The 24421-nt window shown below is 44.8% G+C and carries 26 protein-coding genes; 11 read left to right on the top strand and 15 right to left on the bottom strand.

Annotated features, from left to right (window positions below):
• The first annotated feature begins 672 nt into the window (after positions 1 to 672).
• Positions 673 to 1473, top strand: a complete 801-nt coding sequence (locus NSS94_RS06745) for a Cof-type HAD-IIB family hydrolase (RefSeq protein WP_029516304.1) — start codon at positions 673 to 675, stop codon at positions 1471 to 1473.
• A 372-nt stretch (positions 1474 to 1845) separates the two neighbouring features.
• Here the strand turns inward: NSS94_RS06745 and NSS94_RS06740 are convergent, their stop codons facing one another.
• A complete protein-coding gene (locus tag NSS94_RS06740) occupies positions 1846 to 2736 on the bottom strand; it encodes an AraC family transcriptional regulator (protein WP_341039039.1) in 891 nt (296 codons plus the stop codon).
• Between the two features lie 122 nt (positions 2737 to 2858).
• Here NSS94_RS06740 and NSS94_RS06735 point away from each other — a divergent pair, with 122 nt between their 5' ends.
• The 3 genes from NSS94_RS06735 (at position 2859) to NSS94_RS06725 (ending at position 5889) form a co-directional block, all read left to right on the top strand.
• Entirely contained in the window at positions 2859 to 4232 is a 1374-nt protein-coding gene (locus tag NSS94_RS06735; RefSeq protein ID WP_341039038.1) for an MATE family efflux transporter, read from the top strand.
• Positions 4233 to 4300: 68 nt separating this feature from the next.
• Complete coding sequence (locus tag NSS94_RS06730; protein WP_341039036.1) at positions 4301 to 4927, top strand: sugar O-acetyltransferase; 627 nt, start codon at positions 4301 to 4303, stop codon at positions 4925 to 4927.
• 392 nt (positions 4928 to 5319) lie between these two features.
• Complete coding sequence (locus tag NSS94_RS06725; protein ID WP_445671534.1) at positions 5320 to 5889, top strand: site-specific integrase; 570 nt, start codon at positions 5320 to 5322, stop codon at positions 5887 to 5889.
• Positions 5890 to 5987: 98 nt separating this feature from the next.
• Here the strand turns inward: NSS94_RS06725 and groL are convergent, their stop codons facing one another.
• From groL to NSS94_RS06690, 7 genes are all read right to left on the bottom strand, one after another.
• Positions 5988 to 7616, bottom strand: a complete 1629-nt coding sequence (groL, locus tag NSS94_RS06720) for a chaperonin GroEL (RefSeq protein ID WP_013309215.1) — start codon at positions 7614 to 7616, stop codon at positions 5988 to 5990.
• Between the two features lie 73 nt (positions 7617 to 7689).
• Entirely contained in the window at positions 7690 to 7971 is a 282-nt protein-coding gene (gene groES, locus NSS94_RS06715; RefSeq protein ID WP_007429271.1) for a co-chaperone GroES, read from the bottom strand.
• A gap of 359 nt (positions 7972 to 8330) precedes the next feature.
• Positions 8331 to 9098 (bottom strand): twin-arginine translocase subunit TatC, encoded by a 768-nt coding sequence (gene tatC / locus NSS94_RS06710; protein WP_340954656.1) that lies wholly within the window; start codon positions 9096 to 9098, stop codon positions 8331 to 8333.
• Between the two features lie 109 nt (positions 9099 to 9207).
• Positions 9208 to 9465, bottom strand: coding sequence for a twin-arginine translocase TatA/TatE family subunit (locus NSS94_RS06705; protein ID WP_039269589.1), 258 nt, complete (start codon positions 9463 to 9465; stop codon positions 9208 to 9210).
• Between the two features lie 103 nt (positions 9466 to 9568).
• Complete coding sequence (locus NSS94_RS06700; protein ID WP_013309212.1) at positions 9569 to 10051, bottom strand: MogA/MoaB family molybdenum cofactor biosynthesis protein; 483 nt, start codon at positions 10049 to 10051, stop codon at positions 9569 to 9571.
• 114 nt (positions 10052 to 10165) lie between these two features.
• Positions 10166 to 10654, bottom strand: a complete 489-nt coding sequence (gene moaC / locus NSS94_RS06695) for a cyclic pyranopterin monophosphate synthase MoaC (RefSeq protein WP_029516247.1) — start codon at positions 10652 to 10654, stop codon at positions 10166 to 10168.
• A gap of 38 nt (positions 10655 to 10692) precedes the next feature.
• Positions 10693 to 11346: a 5-formyltetrahydrofolate cyclo-ligase gene (locus tag NSS94_RS06690; RefSeq protein WP_322251311.1), complete on the bottom strand. Its 654-nt coding sequence runs from the start codon at positions 11344 to 11346 to the stop codon at positions 10693 to 10695.
• Between the two features lie 270 nt (positions 11347 to 11616).
• Between NSS94_RS06690 and NSS94_RS06685 the strand changes: the two genes are divergently transcribed.
• A complete protein-coding gene (locus NSS94_RS06685) occupies positions 11617 to 13581 on the top strand; it encodes an ABC-F family ATP-binding cassette domain-containing protein (protein WP_209949684.1) in 1965 nt (654 codons plus the stop codon).
• A gap of 547 nt (positions 13582 to 14128) precedes the next feature.
• On the opposite strand, the gene tsaD is transcribed toward NSS94_RS06685, so the two are convergent.
• From tsaD to tsaE, 4 genes are read right to left on the bottom strand one after another with little or no spacing between them, the layout of a single operon-like run.
• A complete protein-coding gene (tsaD, locus tag NSS94_RS06680; protein ID WP_318626961.1) occupies positions 14129 to 15193 on the bottom strand; it encodes a tRNA (adenosine(37)-N6)-threonylcarbamoyltransferase complex transferase subunit TsaD in 1065 nt (354 codons plus the stop codon).
• Positions 15190 to 15705, bottom strand: coding sequence for a ribosomal protein S18-alanine N-acetyltransferase (gene rimI / locus NSS94_RS06675; protein WP_029516243.1), 516 nt, complete (start codon positions 15703 to 15705; stop codon positions 15190 to 15192). Before rimI ends, tsaD begins: the two co-directional genes overlap by 4 nt.
• A gap of 17 nt (positions 15706 to 15722) precedes the next feature.
• Positions 15723 to 16559: a tRNA (adenosine(37)-N6)-threonylcarbamoyltransferase complex dimerization subunit type 1 TsaB gene (gene tsaB, locus NSS94_RS06670; RefSeq protein ID WP_341039034.1), complete on the bottom strand. Its 837-nt coding sequence runs from the start codon at positions 16557 to 16559 to the stop codon at positions 15723 to 15725.
• Between the two features lie 3 nt (positions 16560 to 16562).
• Positions 16563 to 17042 carry a tRNA (adenosine(37)-N6)-threonylcarbamoyltransferase complex ATPase subunit type 1 TsaE gene (gene tsaE, locus NSS94_RS06665; protein ID WP_341039032.1) on the bottom strand — a complete coding sequence of 160 codons (480 nt, stop codon included), beginning with the start codon at positions 17040 to 17042 and terminating at the stop codon, positions 16563 to 16565.
• 134 nt (positions 17043 to 17176) lie between these two features.
• On the opposite strand from tsaE, the gene NSS94_RS06660 reads away from it, so the two are divergent.
• The 5 genes from NSS94_RS06660 (at position 17177) to NSS94_RS06640 (ending at position 21635) form a co-directional block, all read left to right on the top strand.
• Positions 17177 to 17707: a cysteine hydrolase family protein gene (locus tag NSS94_RS06660; protein ID WP_341039030.1), complete on the top strand. Its 531-nt coding sequence runs from the start codon at positions 17177 to 17179 to the stop codon at positions 17705 to 17707.
• Positions 17708 to 18295: 588 nt separating this feature from the next.
• Complete coding sequence (locus tag NSS94_RS06655; RefSeq protein WP_209949652.1) at positions 18296 to 19480, top strand: acetyl-CoA C-acetyltransferase; 1185 nt, start codon at positions 18296 to 18298, stop codon at positions 19478 to 19480.
• A 54-nt stretch (positions 19481 to 19534) separates the two neighbouring features.
• Entirely contained in the window at positions 19535 to 20275 is a 741-nt protein-coding gene (locus tag NSS94_RS06650; protein ID WP_039269579.1) for an acetoacetate decarboxylase, read from the top strand.
• 41 nt (positions 20276 to 20316) lie between these two features.
• Positions 20317 to 20982 (top strand): CoA transferase subunit A, encoded by a 666-nt coding sequence (locus NSS94_RS06645; protein WP_029516237.1) that lies wholly within the window; start codon positions 20317 to 20319, stop codon positions 20980 to 20982.
• The gene (locus NSS94_RS06640) at positions 20979 to 21635 is read left to right on the top strand and encodes a 3-oxoacid CoA-transferase subunit B (RefSeq protein ID WP_029516236.1); all 657 of its coding nucleotides are present in this window, start codon (positions 20979 to 20981) and stop codon (positions 21633 to 21635) included. The genes NSS94_RS06645 and NSS94_RS06640 overlap by 4 nt, the downstream gene beginning before the upstream one ends.
• 198 nt (positions 21636 to 21833) lie before the next feature.
• On the opposite strand, the gene NSS94_RS06635 is transcribed toward NSS94_RS06640, so the two are convergent.
• The 3 genes from NSS94_RS06635 to NSS94_RS06625 are packed head-to-tail and all read right to left on the bottom strand — an operon-like array spanning position 21834 to position 23289.
• The gene (locus tag NSS94_RS06635; protein WP_341039028.1) at positions 21834 to 22814 is read right to left on the bottom strand and encodes a hypothetical protein; all 981 of its coding nucleotides are present in this window, start codon (positions 22812 to 22814) and stop codon (positions 21834 to 21836) included.
• Between the two features lie 3 nt (positions 22815 to 22817).
• The gene (locus NSS94_RS06630) at positions 22818 to 22997 is read right to left on the bottom strand and encodes an H-type small acid-soluble spore protein (RefSeq protein ID WP_029516235.1); all 180 of its coding nucleotides are present in this window, start codon (positions 22995 to 22997) and stop codon (positions 22818 to 22820) included.
• 52 nt (positions 22998 to 23049) lie between these two features.
• On the bottom strand, positions 23050 to 23289 hold the full coding sequence (locus tag NSS94_RS06625) for a hypothetical protein (RefSeq protein ID WP_029516234.1): 240 nt from the start codon (positions 23287 to 23289) through the stop codon (positions 23050 to 23052).
• 210 nt (positions 23290 to 23499) lie between these two features.
• Between NSS94_RS06625 and ku the strand changes: the two genes are divergently transcribed.
• Positions 23500 to 24414, top strand: a complete 915-nt coding sequence (gene ku, locus NSS94_RS06620) for a non-homologous end joining protein Ku (protein ID WP_340884684.1) — start codon at positions 23500 to 23502, stop codon at positions 24412 to 24414.
• Positions 24415 to 24421 lie beyond the last annotated feature (7 nt).

The following is a 24421-nucleotide window of genomic DNA, read 5'->3' as shown; positions in this document are numbered from 1 at the left end:
ATCTTCCACGAGCTGATTTTTAAGAGGATACACAAATGGTATATACCCACGTAGTAGTTGTGTAGTTAGAAAAAAGGTTGTAAGGCTTTTCTAACTAACCCAATTGAATTACTTTTTGAATATCCCTATACAACCTTATTCAATTTAATTTTTCAGGATTTTTTATGTGATTTTTTGTGATTCAAATAACGAAATATTCACCACATATCGGCCTCATCAACAATTTCCTTCTTATATTCTCTAAAATACCTCTTCCTAAACAGCTGGCATTTTAACGATCACATATCATAATTGTGGCTTGGTAACTTGGAAAAATGTACTGAAATTAATTTATTGACATGAAACCAGTTACATATTTTAATCTTGTTTTGTAGCGAGAGATCATAGATAAGCATGTGACCAACTCGTTTTGAATTTTTTTAAAGACATTTTAAATGTCCATTATAAAGTATTTAAAAAAAGAGTTTTATGAATTTCACAGGAGGCGAATTTGATGGGAATATTAGGTGGATATATTGACCACGTGCGTTTTGATGGGTTCGTATTTTATCATTAGCGCAATTGTATATTCGCAAAAGTTCAAATTCTGGTGGAGAACATGCAAGTGAAATACGTCGATCATTGCAATCAGAAGGATAAACAAGACCAACAAAAAACAGGAGGGTAATAAGTATGATTAAACTTGTAGTCACTGATCTAGACGGAACATTTCTGAACAATAAAAGTTTGTACGATGTCGAACTTTTCAAAAAAGTTTATGCAGAGATGCAGCAAAAAGAAGTCACATTTGTCGCATGTACAGGTAAACAATGTGAACGTGTTGAAAAATTGTTTGACGAACATGGCAAGGGAGTTTGGATATTGGGTGACAGTGCTGCTCGAATTAAAAAAGATGGCCAAGTAGTTAAAGAGTTTAGTATTGATCGAGATCTAGCTCTACAGGCGATTGATCAAATTCAAGACTTCGACAACAATATGACACTTATTGTATGTGCAAGTGATGCTGCGTACGTTCATTCTTCCATTTCAGAAGATATGTATAACGTTGTTAAAGGCTCCTATGAACGTGTATTAAAAACAGACTCCTTTGCAAACATAGATAGCTGTTTTATCAAAATTACGGTCTTCGATACGGAGGGACGAAGTACAGCATTAAGAGCGCATGTTGAGAATACGTTGGGTGGACAAATTTATATTGTTGATTCAGAAGCTAGATGGCTGGATATCACGGCATTGCATACGCATAAAGGTGAGACAGTAAAGAAACTGCAAGAAATGTTGGGCGTCACATACGAGGAAACAATGTCATTTGGTGACGGCGAGAATGATGTGGAACTCATGGCAATCGCGAAATACAGTTTTGCAGTGAGTAATGCTTGTGAAAATACTAAAAAGGCAGCAAACTTCATTACTAAGTCAAACGAAGAAAATGGTGTTCTTCTCACGATTCAAAAAATACTGGATTTGCAGTGATCCTTGTCTGTCAACTGGTATTGCATTATGTAAAGGAGCGGGGCAATGGTGTGATTGCCCCGCTCTTTTATCATTTGAGTTGCAGAAACAGGCACTTCCAATGGTTATTATGTACCGAAAAAGAAATGATTTATGAGCAGACTCATCACATGTATCAATAAAGAATGAAATTTTTGCGGGATATGTTGCCCCAAAATATCTAAAAAGACGCAGGCATGTTAGCGCTCTCCGTGAAAAAAACAGGTTGTTCCTCTACGTAAAGTCCGTACTCCTTATTGTTTGAATTTCTATATTACGCTTTTGAAAAAATAATATTTGATTGGAAGACTGTTGTAATCCAGATTATTTCAAATCGGTTTGTATTACTTCCATTCAAGTTGAATCGTTATTTGAAACTTGTTTTCGATAATTTTGCGGAACTACACCCATCTGTTTACGAAAAATGGATGAAAAATAACTAGCACTTTGAAAACCGCAGGCAAGTGCAATTTCACTTATGGATCTTCGTGTTTCTTTTAACATTTCGCAACTTTTTTGAAGACGATATTGAGTGACATAATTGTTGGGTGTGTGGCCCACATACTTGTTAAATAATGTACAGCAACGGCTTCTGCAAACGGCTCCTGCGTAAGCGATCTCCTCAAGAGTTATTTTTTGATCATAGTTTTGATGAATGAAACGCGTCATTTCTTGAACATGCGTCAATACTCCAGGTTGCCCAGAAATGGGTTGCAAATGATCCCCTATTGTTGCACACAAAGATAAAGCTTGTGATGCCAGACGAAGCGGATTTGGAGGAGTATGGTCCTTATGCATTTCCTGATAGATTTCTTGAATGGACAGTAATATTCTTTGCTGCCAATCAACCTGATCTGTAAGTACAACAAAATCAGCCATCATTAAACTAAACTTTTCCCCCCAGTATGTTTGAATAAATGAAGGCTTCTCACCAAGGATAGAGGGATGAATGACGACGACAAGGAATAAACAATCTTTATGGTCTGCAAGAGAATAGCCGAAATGCAAACGTTGGCTATTCACAAAAAGTCCATCCCCTTGATGCAATCGAGTGATACTTCCATTCACAGAGAAATCCATCGATCCTTGTAATATGTAGATAAACTCTATGTCCAAATGCCAATGCGCTACTGCTGCATAATTGTTAAATTGATGAAGGCTTCCCTTTCGGACATAAAGCGGTAAATCAGGAAGATTATAATTCAAACGTTCTGATAAATCAGAAAACACCTCTAAATTTGTCATCAAAGAGCCCCCCCTTTGTAAATATACGATTTTTATAAAATTATAGCCAATATTAATGGAAACAACAATGATATTATCCTATCCTTATATTGTGTAGATCAGTGGGGGAGGACAGGAGATAGGTGAGAAACCGCATACAACTCAAAGGATCTAATCGTGATTTTAATCGGGAGTTAATGACGCTCGTCATTCCCATTGCATTACAAAATTTAATATCAGCAACTGTGATATCCGTTGATGTAGTTATGCTGGGCATGATTAGTCAATCCGCAATGTCAGCTGTATCACTCGCAGGGCAAATTACTTTTGCATTAACATTGTTTTATATGGGAATTTCAGCGGGGGCAAGTATCCTCACTGCGCAATACTGGGGGAAAAAGGATACTTCAACCATACAGCGCATTCTTAGTATCGCTTGCATGTTCTCCTTTTGTGTCTCCATTTTGTTTTTTTTATCTTCCTTCTTTCTTCCGGGTACACTTATGCGTTTATTCACCAATGATGCAGAACTGATTCGATTCGGCTCAAGGTTTTTACAAATGAATTCCTTTTCTTATCTTGTGATGGGAATATCGCAGATGTATCTCAGTGTGATTAGAAGTATGGAAAATGCAAAACTTAGTGCGTGGATTAGTTCCTTATGTTTGATTTTGAACATTTTCTTCAATGCCATTTGCATTTTTATTTTATTCCCATCAAGGCCCGAACTGGCCATTTCAGCCGTAGCTCTTGCCACGGTTTTAGGACGGATTGTTGAACTAGCGTGTTGTGTGATTCATTCCATAACCAAGGGATCCATTCGTTTTCGTTTGCCTGTACGTGACGGCATTCAACGTAATTTATTAAAAGATTTCCTAAAATATACTCTGCCTGTACAGGGGAATTATATGGTTTGGGGAGGAGCTCTTACCGCTACTGCTGCAATTATTGGACATGTGAACTCCGATCTGGTAGCCGCAAATTCCATAGCGTCTGTAGTTAAAAATCTAGCAGTGGTTCTCTGTGGAGGCATCACTACTGGGGGCTCTGTACTTGTTGGGAAGTATTTGGGACAGGGTGAAATCGAGAAAGCAAAGCATGCGGGCAACAAAATGTGCTTTTATGCTTTGATATTTGGAGTCATTGCAGGCTGCACGATTCTGTTCATTAAACCATTGGTATACTCTATCGTCAATTTGAATCCAACTGCTCAAAGTTACCTAGATGGGATGCTTTACATTAGTGCGTATTATTGTATAGCCAAATCGTTTAACTCCACAACTATAGCGGGTATATTCACGGCTGGTGGGGATTCTAAATTTGGATTTTGGTGCGATACTGTCGTCATGTGGCTTATTATTCTACCGCTTAGTTACCTATGTGCTTTTGTTTGGCAAGTCCCCCCCATTTTCTTATATATCGTCATCAGCCTAGACGAGATGATTAAACTTCCCATTGCTTTTATTCGATATCGACAGTTTAAATGGCTTAACAACATCACTAGAAACTTTGCATAAACCTGATCATAAATAAGGTTTTGCAATTTACTCTAATAAATATAAGCATGTATAAAGGAGAATGTGGCATGAATATCCAAGAAAGAATGACCAGCAAACAATTATTTACAGATCACGATGCTAATTATCCGAAAGAGGCTGCAGAGTTGGCAAAAGCACGCCAGCGTGGTAAGGCAATATGCTATGAAATTAATAATTTGCATCCAGATGATGTTGAAATGCGCAAAACGTTAATGAAACAACTTTTTGGAAGTATTGGAGAAAATGTATGGATGGAGCCGCCCATTCGCATGTCTTATGGTTCAAATACGACCGTAGGAAATAATGTATATATCAATTTCAATCTAACCGTGGTTGACGACTATAAAGTTACGATTGGTAATGATGTCATGTTTGGCCCGAATGTAACGATTGCTGTAACGAATCATCCTGTACATCCAGAAAAGCGCAAAGAAGGCGGGATGTTTGCATTACCAGTGGCCATTGAGGATGGGGCATGGATCGGGAGCGGAGCGATTGTTGTTCCAGGAGTCACGATTGGCAAAGGAAGTGTAATTGGTGCTGGTAGTGTGGTAACTAAGGATATCCCGGCGAATGTAATAGCTGTTGGAAATCCATGCAGAGTTCTTCGGGAGATTACGGATCATGATAGAGAGTTTTACTATAAAGACATGCGTTTTGATCAAGTTGAATAGTAAGAAAAAGTGACCAGTAAGTTTTATAGAATAAAAATACGGCTCACATAAAGTCAAATGGAACCATACCATCTTCGATCATCTACCTTCCGGAGAGGAGTTTTTCGATGAATATAATTTATTTTTTTCTTACAATAGTTTCCCTTTATTTTGTCATTACAGCAATTGTGCATTCACGCCACACTCACTTGGTAGCCGATAAAATGCAAAAACAGTTTGAACATTACTTTAATGAAGATGCGCATCAAAATGATCAGCATATCGTATCAAATTAATAACAATGCATTATTAGCGAAGCAAAACGTCAATTTACAGTTAATAAGTATTTAGAAATATTCGTTGAATATAGCATCCTTCATCTTGAACAAGCTGATGACATTGAAATCTTTCACTTGCTTGCCTTTTCAGGGATACGATCTGGGGAACTCTGTGCTTTAAAAGATACGGACTTTAACTTTGAATTAAATGAGTTACGAATAACCAAGACACTTTACAATCCTGATAATAATATGCGTAAATACATTCTAACTCCACCCAAATCTACAGGATCTATTCGTAAATTTAATATAATTGATAACGTTATGAATTTGCTCCAAAGACACATTGTTAAACAACAAGCTTTCAGACTTGAATGCAAGAAATTATTTGATGATTATCATGAAAACAACTTTGTTTTTGCCCACAAGAACGGCTACCCACTCATTCAAAAAAATATATTAATCCGTATGGAACGTATTCTCAAGAAAACCTCAATTAAAAAGAAAGCTACTCCTCACATTTTTCGGCACACTCACATATCGATGCTGACTGAAGCTGAAGTTGATATCAAAACGATCATGAAGCGAGTTTGTCACGATGACGCAAAAACGACATTGAAAGTCTATACGCACGTTACGGAGAAAATGAAGAAAAATGCCAATGAGAAGATTAAAAATCACTTCGCAGACATCCTCCAAATCTGACTCGTTACAGAGAATGTGATTTTTATGTGATTTTATAGAAAAGGGCTCCCCCTCGGGAGCCCTTTAAATAGCGGTATTACAGGGTTTTGAGGCCCTAATTACATCATGCCGCCCATTCCACCCATGCCGCCCATGTCAGGCATTGCAGCCTTTTCTGGTTCTGGCTTGTCAGCGATAACCGCTTCGGTAGTCAGGAACATTGCCGCTACGGAAGCAGCGTTTTGCAATGCATAACGAGTTACTTTCGCAGGGTCAACGATACCAGCGTCGATCATGTTTACCCAGTCGCCAGTAGCTGCGTTAAAGCCTACGCCAACTTCTTCGCGTTTCAGACGCTCAACGATTACAGAGCCTTCTTCACCTGCGTTAGCAGCAATGGTACGGATTGGAGCTTCCAGAGCGCGCAACACGATGTTCACGCCTGTTTGCTCGTCGCCTTGCAGTTCAACAGCTGCAACTGCTTTGTATACGTTCAGGAGCGCTACACCACCACCGGATACGATACCTTCTTCAACCGCAGCACGGGTTGCGTTCAGGGCATCTTCGATGCGCAGTTTGCGTTCTTTCAATTCTGTTTCAGTAGCCGCACCGACTTTGATGACTGCTACGCCGCCGGACAATTTAGCCAGACGCTCTTGCAGTTTCTCTTTGTCGAACTCGGAAGTGGTTTCTTCCAGTTGCGTACGGATTTGGCTAACACGAGCGTCGATGTCGGCTTTGTTTCCAGCACCGTCAACCACAATCGTATTTTCTTTTGTGATACGCACTTGACGTGCTGTACCCAGTTGGTCTACGGAAGCTGTTTTCAGGTCCAGACCCAGTTCTTCCGTGATCACTTGACCGCCTGTCAGGGCAGCGATATCTTGCAACATTGCTTTACGACGGTCACCAAAGCCTGGAGCTTTAACAGCTACAGCGTTGAATGTACCACGCAGTTTGTTAACAACGAGCATAGCCAGCGCTTCGCCTTCGATGTCTTCAGCGATCAGAACGAGTGGCTTGCCTTGTTGTACGATTTTTTCAAGCAATGGCAGGATTTCTTGTGTGTTTGTGATTTTTTTGTCTGTGATCAGGATATACGGATTGTCCAGTACAGCTTCCATTTTGTCCGTATCTGTAATCATGTACGGGGAAATGTAGCCACGGTCAAATTGCATACCTTCAACCACTTCCAGCTCTGTTGCAAACCCGCGGGATTCTTCAACCGTGATTACACCGTCTTTGCCCACTTTTTCCATAGCTTCAGCGATCAGTTCGCCTACTTCGTCATCAGCAGCGGAAATACCAGCTACTTGAGCAATGGATTGTTTGCTTTCGATTGGTTTGGAGATGGCTTGCAGTTCAGCAACAGCCGCTTTAACCGCTTTGTCGATCCCTTTACGGATACCGATTGGGCTAGCGCCAGCAGTTACGTTTTTCAGGCCTTCTGTGATGAGGGCTTGAGCCAAAACAGTAGCAGTAGTCGTACCATCACCAGCTACATCGTTCGTTTTGGTCGCTACTTCTTTAACCAGTTGAGCGCCCATGTTTTCGAACGCGTCTTCCAGCTCGATTTCTTTTGCAATCGTTACACCGTCATTAGTGATGAGCGGGCTACCGAATTTTTTCTCCAGTACAACGTTACGGCCTTTCGGTCCGAGTGTTACTTTAACAGCGTTAGCCAATGCGTCAACCCCGCGCAGCATAGAGCGACGAGCGTCTTCACTGAATTTAATATCTTTAGCCATTTGTGATAAACCTCCCTATGGATTATGAATGATTTGTTTCAATTCCTATATTCAGGTCTTGTCCGGGTTCCGGTTAACCGATGATCGCGTGGATATCGCTTTCTTTCATAATCAAATATTCTTTACCTTCATATTTGATTTCCGTTCCAGCGTATTTAGAGAAAATGACACGGTCGCCTTCTTTTACTTCCAGAGGAATACGGGCACCGTCTTTCAATGCGCCTGCGCCAACCGCGATAATTTTGCCTTCTTGCGGCTTTTCCTTGGCAGAGTCAGGAAGTACGATCCCGAAGGAAGTCGTTGTCTCTTGCTCAATTGCTTCCACCAATACGCGTTCACCCAAAGGTTTGATCATGAAAAAATAGCCTCCTTATTAAGTGTTTTATCCTGTAATTTGGTTGTTATGTTGTATGTATTAGCACTCGACAGTCGTCAGTGCTAACAACCAACTTTATGATACTCAACTTGGGATTGAATTTCAAGTCCCTAATGTATTTTTTATGGGAATTTTTATGGACAGCCCTTCCCGATTATATCCATCTATCTGAAAAATAACCGTTAACTCAAGGCTAATGGTTATTTTTCAGGGGACTAAGCTGCTACTGTTCATGCCCTGTACATAGTCATGAAATACAAATGCTATTCATCATCTGCAAGTTGCCATGAAGCGCGACCCGAATAAATTATTTACTGATCCATTCAGGTCCTGCCTTATTATTCTGAAGCTACACGCAATTGAGCCTCACGTTCCTCCTGTGCACGCAGTTGCCTGCGGTACACGACCGAAGACAAGTACACGCTCACTTCATATAGCACCAGCAACGGAATCGCCACCAAAAAATCGGAAATAAAGTCCGGCGGGGTAATGACAACCGCGACGAACACCAGCAGAAAATAAGAAATCTTCCGCCATTTGCGAAGCCGCATTGGTGTTAAAACATGAATCCCCGTCAGAAACATGATAAGCAGGGGGAGCTCAAACAGTAGCGCTACAGGTAATACAATATTAAACATAAAGGTGAAATATTGTGCGATCCCGTACGTTTCCTGTAATCCCATACTTTTGGTGACAGACGATGTAAACTGAATCGCCATCGGGAAAATAATGAAATAAGCAAAAGCTGTCCCAATGATGAACAAAAGCAGGACATAAGGCACATACCGCAAAGTCGCACTTCGTTCTTGCGGTCTTAATCCCGGGCTGACAAATTTCCACAGTTGGTAGCATGCAAACGGTAGCGCCACCGCAATCCCGATGATCATGGCAATCTTCATGTAGATACCAATCCCGTCCCAAAAGGAAAACGCGTTTAACTGAAAAGCTTGCGCCGAACCGGAGCGAATAAGCCAGTCATAGACAGGACCCGCCGCGAACAGACCACCAGCCAGTGCCAATACAAATACAATTAGCACATAGATCATTCTGCGGCGGAGCTCTCCCAGATGTTCCATTAACGGCATTTCATGCTCTGATGGGGTCAAATCCACTTCTCCTTTCTGAACGGAACGCAGCAGCGCCTCCTAAAAAATAAAGCCCTTCACTGAAGAAGAGGCTTTTGTTTAGTACAAGATCAAGAATCGATCACTAAATCTATGACAAGCGTTTATCCTCAGACTGAGGCTGAGGTTGAACTTCTGAAGACGTCGTTTGTGATGCTTTGACCACACTATCTTTGCTGTCTTTACGCTCAGTCCGTTCATCTTCTGATAAAATATCGCGTGCCCCGTTTTTAAACTCACGGAATGTACGCCCTACAGCTCGACCCAGCTCAGGCAGCTTGTTCGGACCAAATAGCAGCAGCGCCAGAATAATTAACAAAATATAACCCGGTGCTCCAATATTGGGCATGTGTAGTAATCCTCCTTATGTTGACGAACAAAATAAGAATCTTTGTCCGTATACGGCCTTATAAATTCTTATAGGTATCATACCACACACGATGTGCTGCCTTCTACCGGAACTGACCTGTCACCATAAGCAACGCTTCTGGAAGCTGATCCATTATCGCTGCCAAATTTTCATGCACGCCTTTGGGCGTTCCTGGCAAATTGACGATCAGTGTACGTCCGCGTATTCCCACGATTCCACGGAATAGCATAGCCGCTGGATTTTTCTGCATCACGATCATTCTCATGGCCTCTGCCATACCCGGCACTTCCCGTTCCACGACCCGCCGAGTCGCCTCGGGTGTCACATCACGAATGGCCAGCTCAGTCCCGCCCGTAGTTAGTACCAGGTCTGCATGAAAATAATCAGTCATTTCGATTAAAGCTGCAATAATTTCATCCGGTTCATCGGGAACGATCCGGTATTCCACAATCTCTCCGCCCAGTTCTTCTTCGATGAGTTCCCGGATGACCTGTGCGCTTGTATCCTCACGCTCTCCCCTTGCCCCTTTATCACTGGCTGTTAGGATCGCCGTTTTCCACACCATAAGATCACCCTTCTCCTATCATGAAAGAATACTTTCTCTTCTGAAAATCAGAAACAGCCACGCTGCATCCTGCATCACATCACAGTACCCTCTCGGCGACAATGTTTATCTATGTCAAGGTTCCCGGTGGTCCTCCCGTTGAAAATCCCCATGCTTGCCACCTGTTTTGGATTGCAGCATGGTAGGGCCGATGATCATATCTTTTTGCAGCGCCTTGCACATATCATACACGGTTAACGCTGCGGCTGAAGCCGCTGTCAAAGCTTCCATTTCTACACCTGTCTTACCTTCGGTCTTCACTTCAACTTCAATATGAAGCACATCATGTCCATTATCGGAAAAAGTAATGTTCACGCCTGTCAGAGCCAGTGGATGACACATCGGTATCCAGTCTGACGTTTTTTTCGCGCCTTGAATCCCTGCGACCTGGGCCACAGCAAGAACATCACCCTTGCCGATTCTTCCTTCTTTTACAGCCGTCAATGTAGCCGGATTCATTGTAATCTGAGTCACGGCAACTGCTGTACGAACCGTAGACGTTTTACCCGAAATATCTACCATACGAGCACGTCCCTGTTCGTTAAAATGAGTAAAGGAATCCACGACTCCCTCACAGCTCCTTTCACATACCCAACTTTACTTCAATCATCATTTGTCAATTTTGCATAATCACAATCTAAGCGTCCATCCAGAGTAAACAGCACGTCCACTCGCAAATCCCTTGGCTCCATGGGCACCTGTGTCAGCAATTGTCCCGGCAGTAGCAGCGAGACATACAGCGGACCTACATGGCTGTTGTTACGCTTCTCTGCCTCTACCTGTACGGTAAAGCGGTCATAATAGCCTCCGCCGTAGCCAATCCTGCCCCCACGACGATCAAAGGCCAAGCCAGGCACAACAACCCAATCAATTCCCGTCCACATTTCAGGCGACCATTCCTTGCATGTCAAAGCAGGCTCAGGGATGTTCCAGATGCCGGGTACAATATCTCCGTTCTGATCCATCTCCCTCAGCTCCATCGTCCGAGTTACCGAATCCACTCTTGGGGCCAGGACACGATCTCCCTGTGACCAGCAATGCTCAATGAGGGGAGTCGTCGAAATCTCGCTGCCAAAAGAGAGATAACTAAATAAGGTTAGCTTATCTCCGTTTCTGTCTATTCTAAGCTGCTCCCATGCCTCGATTGCATGCCGACAGGCCACAGCCGATGCCTTCTGCCTTGTCAGCGGGTCCATGGAGTCACGCGCCTCTCGTTGCTGTAAACGCAGCGCGTTCTTCACATTACAGACATCCATCACATCCGCCCTCCCGCACAATCGTCGATAATCTTTAAAACGTTGCTATTGTCCCATTTGTCAGTAAGTGCTGTACGTTGCAAGTTTTTTTCATTCTTTTTCACTTCTCGCTTAAGTTTATCATTGTTTATACAAATTGACTACACGCGGCTCAAGGGTTTACAGGGTGAAAGCAGTGCAATAGTGGGTAATTTCATGTAAACTGGAAGGAAGGTACCTGCGAAAAAAGCAGGTAGAACTGTGCAAAATGTAATGGAGGAACGATACGCTATGCTATTGCAAGTAACCGGAATTACTAAATCTTATGGAATTGAGCCCGTTCTGGACGGGATTAACCTTCAAATATTGGAACGTGAACGTATTGGACTCGTAGGTGTGAACGGTGCAGGCAAATCGACCCTGCTCAAAATCATTGCTGGTGAAATATCCTATGACAGTGGACAAATTTTCAAGGCAAAGGAGACCAGCATCGGTTATCTGGCGCAAAACAGCGGCTTGAATTCTGACCGTTCTATCTGGGGGGAAATGATGCTGGTGTTCACTCCCCTGATTGAAGCGGAACGGGAACTGCGGCAAATGGAACAGGACATCGCTGACCTAGCCAATGCTCAAAACGAAAAACGCTACGCAGATCTGCTGGAACGCTATGCACGTCGTTCAGACTGGTTCAAGGATCACGGTGGTTATGAAATGGAGACCCGTATTCGCAGCGTGCTGCACGGTATGGGCTTTGGCTCATTTGCACCTGAGACGCCTGTAGCTACTCTGAGCGGAGGACAGAAAACTCGGCTTGCGCTTGCGCGCATCCTACTGCTCGCCCCAGATGTCCTTATGCTCGATGAGCCTACCAACTATCTGGATATTCAAACACTAACCTGGTTGGAGGACTATTTGCGCGGCTACTCCGGTTCTCTGCTGGTTGTATCACATGACCGTTATTTTCTGGACCGACTGGTAACGACGATTATTGAAATCGAACGCCATCGTTCTACCCGATATACAGGCAACTACAGCCGCTACATGGAGTTGAAAGCTGCCGAGTACGAAACGAATCTGAAGCATTACGAAAAGCAGCAAGGAGAAATTGCCCGTTTAGAAGCATTCGTACAACGTAATATTGTGCGGGCTTCTACGACCAAACGCGCTCAAAGTCGGCGCAAGCAGTTAGATAAAATGGAGCGTATGGATCGACCCATGGGAGACTTGAAAAAGGCTCATTTTTCCTTTGAAACAGCCCATATGTCAGGTAAGGAAGTACTGGAGGTCCGTGACCTCTCTGTGGGATATGAAGGGAAAAAGCCTTTATTCCAGCACGCATCGTTCGACTTAAAACGTGGAGATACCGTGGCACTGATTGGTCCGAACGGGATCGGAAAATCGACGTTGCTCAAATGTCTGACCGGATCACTTAAACCTGCTGCGGGCTCCATCCACTGGGGCACGAAAATCAAAATCGGTCTGTATGACCAGGAGCAGACGAACCTGAACCCTGCCAACACCGTACTGGAGGAGTTGTGGAGCGAGTATCCTCATATGGAAGAAGCACGTATTCGTACAGTGCTGGGTAATTTCCTGTTTAGCGGTGACGATGTACTAAAAAAAGTAGCTGCATTAAGCGGAGGGGAAAAAGCCCGCGTTTCTCTGGCCAAGCTCATGCTGCGCGAAGCCAACGTGTTAATTCTAGATGAGCCTACCAACCATCTGGATCTGTTTAGCAAGGAAGTGCTGGAAGCGGCTTTGATGGACTATGACGGTACACTGTTGTTCATTTCCCATGACCGTTATTTCCTGAACAAAATGGCGGAACGTGTCATCGAGCTTCATCCTGGAGGGATAGAACATTTCCTGGGGAATTATGATGACTATGTAGCTAAAAAGCAGGAATTGGAGGAAATTGCGCAGGAAGCTTTGGAGGCAAATCAGGCCGCACGCGGCAAAACATCGGCTACCTCTGCATCCGTGACAGACGAGACCACATCCAAATCACGCGCCGCCACCTATGCTGCAGACAAACAAGCCAAAAGCGAGGAACGTAGCCGTCAACGCAAGCTGGAGGCATTGGAAAACCAGATCAAAACGCTGGAAGAACAAATTTTAGGGCTGGAGGAACAAATGACCCTACCTGAGATTTATCAGGATTACACAGCGCTTCAGAATATTCAGGCACAGCTCGACACCCGTAAACAGGAATTGACTGAAACCTATACCTCTTGGGAAGAGCTGTTAGAAGAATAAACACTACTGCATAAAATCTTAGCCTTAAAAATTTCACATTTTCCTCTTCTATTTTTTTGTACACAAGATTATCCACAGCTTATGTGTATGAATGAGATTGAAAAATGGCCTTTTAGGCCATTTTTTTATTGATAAAGAGCCATTTTCAAATGAAAACCAAATTTATCCACCCTTTTATCCACATTATCCACAGATTTTACAAGAACTAAAGGTGTTACATATCCCCCAACTTGCTATCTCCAAAAAGTCTTAGCCTGCTTGCTTCGGGCTGGGTTATCCACATTCGAAACGGTATATGTGGATAACTTTGTTCACAACTTGACAAATCACATCATTATTCGGGCAATATCAAAATTCCAGATTTTTTTGATGGATTATGAAAAATCGTGAACCATTGTGACGAATCATGCGAGGGAATGAGATGCTGCCATTCTTTTGCTCAAACTCCTGTATTTTATCCTCTTGAATTTATATTTTTATGATCGTTATGGTGCGGAACAAAAAAGACACGGCTCAACTGTGCCATGTCTTGCTCATTCTTCTTCAATTAAGTTTGGACAGACCATTCTTCCAGAGACAGCCCTGGATCAGCCTTCATATCCAATGAGGTAAATTCCCCGCGCTTCCATTTGGCGTAGGCCGCAGCGCCGATCATCGCTGCATTATCTGTGCAATATTTCATCGATGGTACAAGCAACTCGATTCCTTCGCGCTCACAGCGCTCACGCAATGCTGTACGCAGTCCGCGATTAGCAGCCACACCGCCACAAAGCAGGAGCTGCTTCGCACCGTATTCACGCATGGCACGAATCGCCTTTTCTACCAGCACCTCGACGACCGACTCTTGAAAGCCTCTTGCGATCGCTCCGACATGAACGGTTTCTCCGCGCATTTTCGTCTGGTTAATTACATTCAGCACCGCAGATTTCAAACCGCTAAAGCTAAAATCATAAGAATCCGGCTCCAGCCATGCACGCGGCAAAGTAACCACTTCCTCCGATTCATGAGCCACACGATCCACATGCGGGCCACCGGGATACGGAAACCCAATGGCTCTCGCTACTTTGTCGTAGGCTTCCCCAACCGCATCATCCCTTGTACGACCAATGAGTTGAAAATGACCTTCGGACTCCATCAGCACCAGCTCTGTATGTCCTCCTGACACAACGAGAGCAATGCACGGATATACGATATCATGCTCCAGCTGATTGGCATAAATATGTCCCGCGATATGATGCGTCCCGATTAATGGCTTGCCGAACGCCAAGGCAGCACTCTTGGCAGCGACAATTCCAACCAACAATGCGCCAACCAGTCCTGGTCCTTGTGTCACGGCAACCGCCGAAATCTCACGAGGGGTAATTCCTGATGTTTGCATGGCCTCGTCCAGCATGTAGGTGATGCTCTCCACATGTTTGCGTGAAGCCACCTCTGGCACAACACCGCCAAAGGCTTTGTGTGTTTCAATCTGACTGGAAATCAAATTTGAGAGCACCTCTGTGCCATTTTTCACGACAGAAACAGCCGTCTCATCACAACTCGTTTCCACTGCCAGTATATAGCAAGGCTTGCCGGGGGCGGAGCCTGTACCTGCTTTTTCCTCTTGCGTCATTGCTTCTGCACGCTTCCTTCCTGTTCACCGGATGCCCCATGCGCGGGAAGATCCGCCCACATGATCACGGCATCCTCGTTATTATCCGAATAATAGCCTTTGCGCACACCTGCGGGCTTAAAGCCTTTTTTCTCATACAAGCCCTGAGCGATCCGGTTCGTTACCCGCACCTCTAGCGTCATACGTTCCATCCCTAAATAAGATGCGGTCTGCATCAGCTCATTCAACAGCTTGTCTCCAAGCTTGCGTCCGCGATAAGCCTCACGAATCGCAATATTCGTAATATGGGCCTCATCCATAATCGTCCACATGCCTGCGTAACCAATGGCTTGTCCGTCTAGTTCCATAATCATATATTTAGCGAAATGATTCATCGTCAGCTCATTGCGGAATGCTTCCTCCGTCCACGGTAGCGTGAACGCTTCATGCTCAATCTCCAGCACATCGGGAATATCATCCAGTTGCATCAAGCGAAACTCAAGTTTCTCTTCCCGCTGTATGTTCTTTGCCATGTTGTTCACCGCTCTCTTCAGCGCTGACGAAGCAGATTGGCTTCCGCCTCCGCCAGCTGGGTATAATTAGGAACCAGCGTATGTAGCTCGTCATGTTCCTGACGAAGTAGCTTATCCGCCCCAAGGCGGCCAACCCATCTTCCTTCCAGCTCATAAGGTACAATACGAAGCTCGCTCCAAGCACGCAGACGCTCAGCTGTTTCGGCGTGAACCGTCGTTTCACCGACTAGCCAAATGACTGGAGGACGCTCTTCAGAGGGCAAAGCCTCCAGCCGTTGCAGCAGGTCATCGGTCCAAGCAGTCATTAAGCGAATTGCATCTGGCTCCAGCCGTTGCGGACTCTCGACGTCGTCAACTGTATTCACGGCGAACAGCCCCGTGTAAACCTGACCACGGCGCGCATCCAGCACAGGCACAATCCAGTCTGCTGCCTGCGCTCCGGACGAACCGTTATGCACAGACTCATTTTTATCTTCTTGTCCCTTCATCTCGACGCCGCGATTCCAACCACCCCACGCCAAAGCGTGCAAAGTCGATATGGACGTCACCGGGATACCCCAGGCCCAAGCGAGTGTTTTGGCTGCAGTCACTGCAATCCGGATACCGGTATAAGACCCCGGTCCAACACCAACTGCAATACCATCTACATCATCTCGTGTCAGCCCTTCTTCATTCAGCAGTCGTTCCAGCTCGGTAATCACATGCACGGAGTGATTACGTTCGCCATAGACGTTGCTTTCTCCCAGCAATTCTCTTCCGTTCATCAGAGCGGCCGCCATCACGGTCGTCGCTGTATCTAACGTCAAAAACCGCTCACGCGGCTTTACATTTACATCTGTATGCTCTCTTTGCATGGTTCAAACTCCATTCTCCCGCAAACTGCGGCACCATTGTTCATAAGGCTCGCCGTACCCGGTCAGGTGAATCAAGCGCTCCCCCACATCCGTTGTTTCTATATACATATGAAGCCGCTGCTCCGGCAATATATCCGGTATAATACTACCCCATTCCACCAGACATACTCCTGTCCCGTAAAAATATTCGTCCAGCCCGAGATCCTCCGCCTCATCCTGGGAAATCCGGTACACATCCATATGATACAAAGGCAATCGGCCCTCGTACTCCTTAATGAGGGTAAAGGTTGGACTATTTACGATACCCGGCACACCTAAATGGCTGGCAAAAGCCTTGGAAAAAGCAGTTTTGCCCGCCCCCAGATCTCCATCCAGCACAATCACTGTTCCGGGAACCGCTTTGTCTGCCAAAAAACCTGCCAATGCCCCGGTCTGTGCCTCTGAGACAGAACGGAACGTAAACTGTTCCTGCGAAATTGTCATATATTTTAATCACCTTTCGTCCGAATCGGACCGTTCCAACTTGTTCTTTATTATATAGTTCACCTTATGTCGCCGCAAGGCATGAAGACATGCTATTGTAAGTTAGATGATACACACAGGGAGGGATCGAAACGATGGGACAAACCGTTTTACTCTTGATTGATGTTCAGCAGGCGATGTTCATGTATGATGAGAAGCTGTATCGTGAGCAGGAAGTTGTAGCGCATTTGCAGCAGCTTTTGGACAAAGCCAGAGCTACAGGTACACCCGTGATTTTTGTACAGCATACCGATGAAGCGGATGAGGATTTCCGGGAAAACAGTGTAGGCTGGGCCATCGCCGATGTGGTGCGCCCTCTTCCTCATGAACGAATTGTCCGTAAATCATCCTGGGACAGCTTCTACCAAACCGAATTGGGCCATGTGCTGAAGGAACTGGGGGCCGATCAGCTCGTAATCGCGGGGATGCAGACCGAGTTTTGCCTCGACACGACTTGCCGAAGCGCCTATAGTCTGGGATACCAGAACAACGTGCTCGTATTGGATGCGCATAGTACATTTGATAGCAAGGTGCTGAGCAGTGAACAAATTGTAGCTCATCATAATGAGCTGCTTGGCAATCGTTTTGTGCGTTTACTCGCGACAGCAGATGTACATTTTTCGTGAGTTATTGATCCAATTCACAAGTTTTCACTATCTCGCAAAGACGTCATCATTTTTATTGGAATTCCAGATGTATTCAATTGGATTGGCAATCTGCCTAGCTTTTTCAAGACCAGATTGGTCAGAAACAAAGCCGCCTTCAGAAAATTCTGTAGGCTTTTTTTATTTTCCAGCTGAGTTAGATGATATTTGCGAGGAAAACTTTTTTACGTATGGATTGTAACTTTCATTTTTAACATAAAATTCAATTTATGATCATGATTTTCAGAAAAAACAAGAAAATAACAGAAAACGTTAGAATGGCCTAATTATTGTGGCCTATATGACCCTATAAACATCTGTACATAGATATGTGTAAATATTTGGACATTGAGCAAAATCTGCATTAGAACTATGATAAAACTGGTTTTAATTCCCAATGGGAGAAGGCGATCGAACCGTCACATTTACTGTCTTAGGCACCATGATATGCCCGCATGCAAATATATCTTGCAATCGCTGCGTCTCGTAGGTTAAGAGCGGAAATTACGAATTGAAGTGCAATCATGGATGTATTGTGTTTTAACACAGCGAAAGGAATGTGAGTTTTTAATGAAAAAAGTAGCTTTAGTAAGCCCGTTAAGAACAGCGGTCGGCTCTTTTAACAAAACCCTTGCGCCTCTAAGCGCTTCCGAACTGGGAGCAACCGTGATGACAGCATGCCTTCAGCAAAGTAAATTAGAGCCTTCTTTGATTGATCAGATTTATTTGGGAAATGTTCTTCAGGCGGGCAATGGACAAAATCCTGCCAGACAGGCGGCATTAAAAGCCGGTATCCCTATTGATGTACCCGAAACAACGATAAACACGGTTTGCGGTTCTGGACTTCATGCCGTTGCTTTAGCTTACAATTCAATATTGGCTGAACAAGGCAACATCGTCTTGGCCGGAGGCATGGAGAGCATGTCGAATGCCCCTTACCTGCTAAGAAATGCAAGAAACGGCTACAAACTTGGTAACGGTGAGTTGGTAGACTCCCTGGTGGCCGACGGCCTTACATGCCCGATCAACCATTACCATATGGGAATTACCGCAGAAAATGTTGCCGATAAATATGGAATTTCAAGAATGGAGCAGGACGAATTTGCCTATCAAAGCCAGATAAAGGCCGTAGAAGCAAAAAACAAGAAGCTTTTTGAAGAGCAGATTGTTCCAGTCATGATCAAAAACAAAAAAGAAACTATTTCTTTCACAGAGGATGAACACATAAGAGGAAATACAACGAAAGAAAAACTTTCTCAATTAAAACCTGCGTTTAAGGAGAACGGAACGGTTACCGCCGGGAATGCTTCGGGAATCAATGATGGCGCGGCGGCCGTACTTGTGGTGTCGGAAGACAAATGCAAAGAACATGCATTAAAGCCATTGGCATATATCAAGGGTTATTCCCTTGTTGGCGTTGACCCTGCATATATGGGAATGGGGCCAGTGAAAGCCATTTCGACACTTCTGAAGCAGCAAGGTATATCCATCGATGCCATTGATCTTTTTGAAATTAATGAAGCGTTTGCCTCACAAGCATTAGCGGTAGTGAAGGAGCTAGGGGTCAGTCTGGACAAAGTGAATGTCAATGGGGGCGCGATCGCGATCGGGCATCCTGTCGGGGCCAGTGGTGCTAGAATATTGGCTACGTTGGTTCATGAAATGGTGCGAAGATCTTCACGTTACGGCATCGCCTCGTTATGCATCGGAACAGGAATGGGCATAGCGATGCTGGTTGAAAATGCGCTCATTTAAAGTGCGTATTCAAGATGAATTTTAGAATATCTGTTAAAGGGAAGGGAGACCGTTATGAATCAAAAAGATGTACTTTCACTCCAATCCATGCCTGCGGCTAGCGGCAGCTACGGGCGCCCGCCATACCGCTTCATCAACCGGGAATTTTTTATCATTACCTATGAGACCGATCCCGCTGCGATTAGACAGGCGGTCCCGGAACCTCTTCAGCCGGATGGAAGCAATACGGTTTCCTATGAATGGATCAAGATGCCCGATTCATCCGGGTTAGGAAGTTATGAGGAAAGCGGTATTGTCATTCCGTGTACTTTTCAAGGAGAACCCTGCAATTTTGTCGCCCAAATGTATTTGGATAACGCGCCTGCTATTCTGGGGGGACGCGAAGTCTGGGGTTTTCCGAAAAAATGGGCAAAGCCTCGCTTGATCGTTGAGGAGACGGAGACGCTGACGGGTACATTGCATTATAACAACGTCCTGGTGGCCACGGGAACTATGCCTTTCAAATATAACATTCTTGATGAAAAGGAAACGGCAAAAGCCATCGCAAAAACACAAGTTAATTTAAAGTTAATTCCTGATGTTGACGGTACCCCCAAAATCGCTCAGTTAGTAGCGTATAATCTTGAGAACATTACTGTAAAAGGAGCCTGGTCAGGGCCTGCCAGATTAAGCCTTATCCCCCATGTCAACGCTCCTGTGGCAGATTTGCCGGTTAAATCTTATATTGGCGGGAAACATTTTATTGCTGATTTAACGCTTCCATATGGAAGAGTCCTCTACGATTATCTTCAATAAAGTTTGCTTTCCTAAAAATATATATATAAGGAGAAGGAACCATGAATAACAAAGTAATCTCCGCTGAAGAAGCAGTTAAGAAGGTCAAAGACGGAGACACGGTGATGGTCGGAGGTTTTCTGGCAGGAGGCTTTCCGGAGGAGCTGGTTCGTGCGCTTGTCGACACCAATCCCGCCAGCAATCTTGCGATTGTTTCCAACGACACAGGCACACCAGAATTATCTATCTATAAGCTTGTAAAAAGCGGCAGAGTAAAGCGAATTTTTGCATCCTATATCGGCTCCAATCCGGAAACGGGAAGGCTCCTGATGACGAAAGAAGCTGAGGTCCAACTCTTCCCGCAAGGCACGCTCGCTGAAAAAATACGCGCAGGAGGAGCCGGTTTGGGCGGGGTTTTAACACCTGTAGGTGTAGGCACCGTTGTAGAGGAAGGAAAAAAGAAAATCAAAATTGATGAAAGGGAATATTTGCTCGAACTCCCGCTCAAAGCGGATGTGGCGTTAATCAGAGCCCATAAGGCTGATGAAGCGGGGAATCTTGTCATCAACGGCTCTTCACGTAACTTCAATATGGTTATGGCTACAGCGGCAGAGTATGTAGTTGCTCAGGTAGACGAATACGTAAAGACGGGTGAAATTGATCCCAATCATGTCAACGTTCCCGGAATATTTGTCGACGCAATTGTAAAGGTGGGTGAAAACGCATGAATAACAGAGAATTCATTGCTCGAAGAATAGCCCAGGAATTCAAAAGTGGTGAAGTTGTCAACCTTGGTGTCGGATTGCCTACAATGGTAGTGGACTATATCCCCGAAGACATTCATATTATGCTGCAGGCTGAGAACGGAATCCTCGGTGTAGGCCCCAAAGCGGCTCAGGGAAAAGAAAGGCTCGATTGTATCGATTCAGGCGGAAACTACGTTACAACCATGGAAGGAGCATGCTTTTTTGACAGTGCACTTTCATTTTCCATCATCCGCGGAGGGCATGTGGATATCACCGTGCTGGGCGCCCTGGAGGTCGACGAGAAAGGCAACCTTGCAAGCTGGATGATCCCTGGGAAAAAGGTGCCGGGTATGGGGGGAGCCATGGATTTGGTAGTTGGAGCCAAGAGAGTGATTGTAGCCATGGAGCATGTGAACAAAAATGGCGCGCCGAAAATACTGGAACAATGCAAGCTGCCCTTGACTGCTGTAAATGTTGTAAAGACCATAGTAACCGAAAAGGCTGTCATTGATGTTATTCCGGGTAAAGGGCTGATGCTAAAAGAAATTGCTCCGGGTTTGACGGTGGAAGACGTTCAATTAGCAACAGAGGCTAAACTGATAGTTTCACCACATTTGAGGGCCATTGCAGTGTGAAGGTCATAGAAAGGAACCAACTGCATCTTCAAATTAACTTGTCTGGCATTTAACTCGTCCCTACGACTGCACTTGTTATTACAAAAAAAGGTTCGCTAATTGCTCATTGAGCAATTGCGAGCCTTTTTTTGGTGGAGCGGGACCTTTCAAGCAGCATCTGCGATGAAAGCCTACAGCTGTGCAAATAAAATGCGCCTTTTATGAGCGTAAAATCCAATCCGCTACATGCTCAGCCACCTTCGTATGGTTAAGATAAGCAAAGAAGTTGTGGGGATTGGCACGCCCAGTGTGACTATCTTTCCAGAATGTCTGAATAAGCGGCTGATCATCAATACTTTCTATTAAATTTCGATTCAGCATCAGATGGAAATCATCTTCAACCCTTGCATCATGCGCAATGTAGTCATCCTCGGCGTTAATATTGGTCCAATGTCTGATATTTGCGGGATACATACCGTCCTCAGGCTCATTGGAATCATACAAGCTGCGCTTTACGGCTGGCTCGCCTAGCGGATTACCCAATGTTAGCCATTCGTTAAGTTTGTGTTCCCATAGATGTTTGTATTCGCTCATACGTGAAAATTTCCATAAAACATCGTAAGCCACCATGCATCCCATACTATGGGAAAGCAGCATGACATCCCCTCCACTACTTAAAGCCTGGGCTAGAGGACACTGTAGCCTTTCGCGAATTTGGGAGCCTATTACACGACTGGTTAAATAGGCTCCCAGATCAGGGAGAATCCTTTTGATCGCACGGGTACTCATACCAAACAAAGAGAGGTAAGGGCTGAGTATTTTTGCAGCATCATCATAGAAGTGTATAGTGGGTTCATTGGCTATCAGACGCTCGTATTCCTCCGGGGTCATATGATCCGTTGGTCGATTAATTAATTGTTCCATACTTTCGTCGTAATAATGGTCTGGAACGTAGAAATCTCCATCGTCTTCTTCAAAAAGTTTTCTGTACCGAGGCTGACTCTTTAATAAAAGTCGATTGTTGATGTCACCATAATAACTAAATGTCAGTAAAATCTGCTCTTGCTCCAGTTTTTGTGCCGCTTCCTCGTTTACTCGACGAAATCCTGCGATCAGTGCTTTTTTAATAAGACGAAGCATTTCGTCGCATCTGGGCTTTTTGTCACGGCCATGGATAATGACCAGATGTTTGGTTCCCATCTCCTACCGCTCTTCCAGACGATCCACACGGACGGTTTGAGTATTGCCGGGGTTGCTGCCCACCTGTACGGTAGCCATACCGTTTGCTTCATCCACATGCTCAATCCAAATCGGTTTGCCATCCAATTGTACGGCAATATTCTCAGATGAATCATAAATGGCTTTTGCTCGTTCCACGTTCATGCTGTTCTCCTCCTGCTGAATGTTGGTGCATTAATTTAGAAATCTAGGTCACCTAGTCTTCATCTATAAGTCGTTCAACGTCCAATGAAGGAAAGCTATGGGAAGGCGAGGTTGAAACTACAGCCTCTAAATCCACATGAGCCACAGCAACGGGAAAAGGCGGCTGAGTTCCATGTGAAAGGGCAAACTCGGGCGGCAATGCATCTTGTTCGCCTGCGGCGGGACCCCGAAAGGCGATATGGCTTTGACCCACACGATGACTGATCTGCCGAGGATAGGATTTTCCGGACATAAATTGTGTACCCCCTTTGAATCGGATATGCCTTACTATGTACCAAAATTGCTGTAACCATGCGCAATCGGCAGCAATTTGCAGTCTTCATCTACACCTCATACAATCACTTATACGAAGCATACTAAGTGAAAATCATATGCTCATATCCCGGGGTGCCCGGAATCGAAGGATGCAAAATGCGGATTAAAGAAAAGGAGGACTGGCGGTATGCATACGGTCTGGAAAGGCGCGATCAGCTTCGGGCTGGTTCATGTGCCCGTTAAAATGTTTTCAGCTACGGAGGATAAGGACATTTCCATGCGTTACATTCACAAGGAGTGTGGAAGCCCACTTAGCTATGTACGAAAGTGTCCCGTTTGTGACAAGGAGGTTGAGTGGGAGGAAATTGGAAAAGGTTACGAGTATGAAAAAGGAAAATTTGTCATGTTCGACAAGGAGGAACTGGAGCAAGTTAGCGGACAAGCGGATAAAAATATCGTGATTTTGGATTTTGTTGATTTGCAGGAAATTGATCCGATTTACTTTCAGAAAACGTATTATTTGTCCCCGGATCAGGCCGGCTCCAATGCGTATAAGCTGCTCATGAATGCAATGAAGGATACCGGGAAAATCGGGATTGCCCAAATCTCCATCCGCTCTAAAAGCAGCTTGGCGGCGATTCGGGTGTTGGATGAATGTTTGGCGGTGGAGACGATGTTTTACCCCGATGAAATTCGTCCCATTGCTCAAGTTCCTAACTTACCGGGGCAGGAAGAGGTTAAAGAGAAGGAGCTGACCATGGCCAAAATGCTGATTGAGCAGCTATCTACACCTTTTGATGCAGCCAAGTATACGGATCAGTACCGCGAGCGTCTGCTGGATCTCATTCAGCATAAAGTTGCTGGTGAAGAGGTGCGAATCGCCCCAACACAGCCTCAGACCAATGTAGTAGATTTAATGGCCGCCCTTCAGGCCAGCATCGAGGCAGTGCAACCTGTCGTTACCGATCCCGGCCCTTCTGCGAAAAAACGCCCTGCGCGTAAACCAGCAGCCCCAACAGCACAGCAGGCGGTGGCAGGCGACAACCTCTCTCCGACTCCAGTCAAAAAGAAAAGAAGCACTGCCAAACGTAAAGAAACTTAAGCTGAGT

Source organism: Paenibacillus sp. FSL L8-0644 (genome assembly GCF_038008165.1).
Taxonomy (GTDB): domain Bacteria; phylum Bacillota; class Bacilli; order Paenibacillales; family Paenibacillaceae; genus Paenibacillus; species Paenibacillus polymyxa_D.
The sequence above is the reverse complement of the archived record's forward strand: the minus strand, read 5'-3'. Positions and strand labels throughout refer to the sequence as shown.

Coding starts and splice junctions, on each gene's coding strand:
- NSS94_RS06650 (WP_039269579.1), top strand. CDS start 19,535: ATGAATCAAAAAGATGTACTTTCACTCCAATCCATGCCTGCGGCTAGC.
- tsaE (WP_341039032.1), bottom strand. CDS start 17,042: ATGACAATTTCGCAGGAACAGTTTACGTTCCGTTCTGTCTCAGAGGCA.
- NSS94_RS06740 (WP_341039039.1), bottom strand. CDS start 2,736: ATGACAAATTTAGAGGTGTTTTCTGATTTATCAGAACGTTTGAATTAT.
- ku (WP_340884684.1), top strand. CDS start 23,500: ATGCATACGGTCTGGAAAGGCGCGATCAGCTTCGGGCTGGTTCATGTG.
- groL (WP_013309215.1), bottom strand. CDS start 7,616: ATGGCTAAAGATATTAAATTCAGTGAAGACGCTCGTCGCTCTATGCTG.
- NSS94_RS06690 (WP_322251311.1), bottom strand. CDS start 11,346: ATGGATGTCTGTAATGTGAAGAACGCGCTGCGTTTACAGCAACGAGAG.
- NSS94_RS06630 (WP_029516235.1), bottom strand. CDS start 22,997: ATGAACGTGGAACGAGCAAAAGCCATTTATGATTCATCTGAGAATATT.
- NSS94_RS06705 (WP_039269589.1), bottom strand. CDS start 9,465: ATGCCCAATATTGGAGCACCGGGTTATATTTTGTTAATTATTCTGGCG.
- NSS94_RS06655 (WP_209949652.1), top strand. CDS start 18,296: ATGAAAAAAGTAGCTTTAGTAAGCCCGTTAAGAACAGCGGTCGGCTCT.
- NSS94_RS06660 (WP_341039030.1), top strand. CDS start 17,177: ATGGGACAAACCGTTTTACTCTTGATTGATGTTCAGCAGGCGATGTTC.
- NSS94_RS06640 (WP_029516236.1), top strand. CDS start 20,979: ATGAATAACAGAGAATTCATTGCTCGAAGAATAGCCCAGGAATTCAAA.
- NSS94_RS06645 (WP_029516237.1), top strand. CDS start 20,317: ATGAATAACAAAGTAATCTCCGCTGAAGAAGCAGTTAAGAAGGTCAAA.
- NSS94_RS06745 (WP_029516304.1), top strand. CDS start 673: ATGATTAAACTTGTAGTCACTGATCTAGACGGAACATTTCTGAACAAT.
- NSS94_RS06730 (WP_341039036.1), top strand. CDS start 4,301: ATGAATATCCAAGAAAGAATGACCAGCAAACAATTATTTACAGATCAC.
- NSS94_RS06635 (WP_341039028.1), bottom strand. CDS start 22,814: ATGGGAACCAAACATCTGGTCATTATCCATGGCCGTGACAAAAAGCCC.
- NSS94_RS06625 (WP_029516234.1), bottom strand. CDS start 23,289: ATGTCCGGAAAATCCTATCCTCGGCAGATCAGTCATCGTGTGGGTCAA.
- NSS94_RS06700 (WP_013309212.1), bottom strand. CDS start 10,051: ATGGTGTGGAAAACGGCGATCCTAACAGCCAGTGATAAAGGGGCAAGG.
- tsaB (WP_341039034.1), bottom strand. CDS start 16,559: ATGCAAAGAGAGCATACAGATGTAAATGTAAAGCCGCGTGAGCGGTTT.
- NSS94_RS06685 (WP_209949684.1), top strand. CDS start 11,617: ATGCTATTGCAAGTAACCGGAATTACTAAATCTTATGGAATTGAGCCC.
- groES (WP_007429271.1), bottom strand. CDS start 7,971: ATGATCAAACCTTTGGGTGAACGCGTATTGGTGGAAGCAATTGAGCAA.
- tsaD (WP_318626961.1), bottom strand. CDS start 15,193: ATGACGCAAGAGGAAAAAGCAGGTACAGGCTCCGCCCCCGGCAAGCCT.
- rimI (WP_029516243.1), bottom strand. CDS start 15,705: ATGGCAAAGAACATACAGCGGGAAGAGAAACTTGAGTTTCGCTTGATG.